Consider the following 2,349-nt stretch of genomic DNA (forward strand, 5'->3'; position numbering starts at 1 on the left):
CTCCTTGCATTAATAAAACAAATACTAATTTTTTCATTCTAAACTTTAACGGGTAAATCATTAATAATTTGGACATTTAAATTTTTGCAAGATTACCTTTCCATCCTTTATTAAATTGGATTACTAACTCTTCAACAATTTCAGGGTTTTGACTAGCTATGTTTTTAGTTTCAGTAGGGTCATTCACGTGGTCGTATAATTCCACAAAAAGTGGCGCTTTTTCAGGGTTCTTATAATCTTTCCAAATTATCACTCTATAGTTATTGGTGCGCATGGAATATCCCATTACATTATTTTCAAACAAATCTCTATCCCATTTATCGCCTTGTTGATTTATTATACGTTCTTCAACCTCTTCAATTAATGGTCCAAAATATGTTTCGCGCATTCCTTTTGATAATGGATTTGCTGCCCATTCCCTTAACGCTGGGTTTGGAAACTGGCTAAAAGCAGCCGATTTCCATTCGAGATTCGGGTCTGTTAATAATGGAACAAAACTTTGGCCTTCCAAATGTTTTGGTTTTTCGATCCCTGCTAATTCACAAAGTGTTGGATACATATCTACTAATTCTACTAAAGCTTCCGATTTTTTTCCTCGTATTTCTTTTTCCATATCTGGTGTCCATATTATTAAAGGCACTCTAGTCGCTATTTCATAATTGGTAGCTTTACCCCATATACCCATATCTCCCAAATGCCATCCGTGGTCACTCCAAACAATTATAATTGTATTATCTCTAACTCCAGCTTCATCCAAAGCATCAATCATTTTTCCAATTTGTGCATCTACATAACTAACGCAGGCCAAATACGCATGCTTTAAAGTTCTCGCCATTTCATCATCTATAGGTCCCTTTTTAGGAATCCCATATCTAGCACGTAATTCGAAAGACGGATGCAGACCCATTGCAGCACCGTCAATTGGTCCTTCAGTTTGTTTAGCTAATTCAATTTTCGAAGGATCATACAAATCCCAATACTTTGTAGGTGCTAGCCAATCTAGGTGTGGTTTTTTCATGCCCATACCCAAAAAGAAAGGTTTATCAGGATTCTTTTCAAGCATATCTTTTAATGTGGCAATTGCTAATTCTGCATTGTATCCATCTTCATAAAAATAATCGGGGACATCAGCATTTTCATAAGCAGGCCCTTTTCCTAAACCATTTCTTGGTGCATCCTTGCCATATTTGGCAATCATGTCCGCTTGATTTTTTTTGAACATGGCTTGGTTTTCGGGAAGCGCAAAACCGCCAGGTGTATTAGCTTTTTCAACAGTCATTTTATCATAAGCAGGTTTTCTACTCCATGATAATTCAGCATCACCAAACTTGTCATTGTGATATATTTTACCGGTACTTGTGGTTTCATAACCGTTGGCCCAAAAATGTTGCGGTAAGGTTAAAATATCAGGATTAATATCTCTGAAATATGTAAAATTCTCAATAACATTAATCGTTTCTGGTCTTGCACCAGTCATTAAACTAGCTCTTGATGGACTACATATAGGTTCTTGACAATAGGCTTTATTAAACAACAAGCCATTGCCTGCCAGTTTATCTAAGTTTGGTGTGATTGCAATATCAGATCCATAAGCACCAATTTCAGGGCGTAAATCATCGATAGCAAGGAATAAAATATTTGGTTTTTTCTTTGGTTCTTCCTTTTGCTCTGTTTTTGATTTACAGCCGACAACAATTGCTAACAGAAAAATAATTTTGAATAATCTCATTTTTAGTATTAAATTTAGTTTGCTCTTTTTAAAACTACAGAAAACAAGTAGCTCTACTTATATGTTCTCAAAGAAATAACAAATAATCAATCCAATAAGTTCCATATTTATCCAGTAGCATAACTATTTTATCCCGTTTGCTATACTAATTAAAACTATTGGTTGCTCAGCTTTAATAATTACTTTTGGAAAAAACCGTTACAAAAACACAACTTTAGCTAAAAAAGATAAAACTGTTAGGTATTCCTTTTGAAATTGATATCAATTAATAGGAAGCCTTTTAGTTAAAAAAACTGATTAGCTAAATACTAATTAATTTTTACAACATCTACAAAGAGTGGACCTATGGGTAATCGGTCTGTTTTTATATACGCATGAAAATTTCCTAATCTGGCTGATAATTCGACTTTCTCAAAAACAACTTGCTTTTGATTTTTCTTAATAGGAAGCGATACATGCACATCATTATATTTGATGTGTGCCACCCCATTTGACTCTATTTCTGGTAAATCCAAAGTAATTCGATAATTCCCCTTTTCTGTCTTAACGCGCCAAAAACCTAATTGATTATCTTCAATTACTCGAGGTCCTCCATAATCAAAGCGTGAAATAACACGTGG

General features: G+C 34.3%; 1 protein-coding gene and 1 pseudogene. Both read right to left on the reverse strand.

Going from position 1 to position 2,349, the window contains the following annotated elements; translation table 11 throughout:
- Positions 1 to 76: 76 nt before the first annotated feature.
- Positions 77 to 1,729, reverse strand: a complete 1,653-nt coding sequence (locus WBN21_RS00775) for a sulfatase (RefSeq protein WP_424197410.1) — start codon at positions 1,727 to 1,729, stop codon at positions 77 to 79.
- Between the two features lie 308 nt (positions 1,730 to 2,037).
- A pseudogene (locus WBN21_RS00780) lies at positions 2,038 to 2,349 on the reverse strand (n-acetylgalactosamine-4-sulfatase); the annotation flags it as partial.

Source organism: Algibacter sp. (assembly GCF_049667265.1).
In the GTDB taxonomy this organism is placed as follows: Bacteria; Bacteroidota; Bacteroidia; order Flavobacteriales; family Flavobacteriaceae; genus Algibacter_B.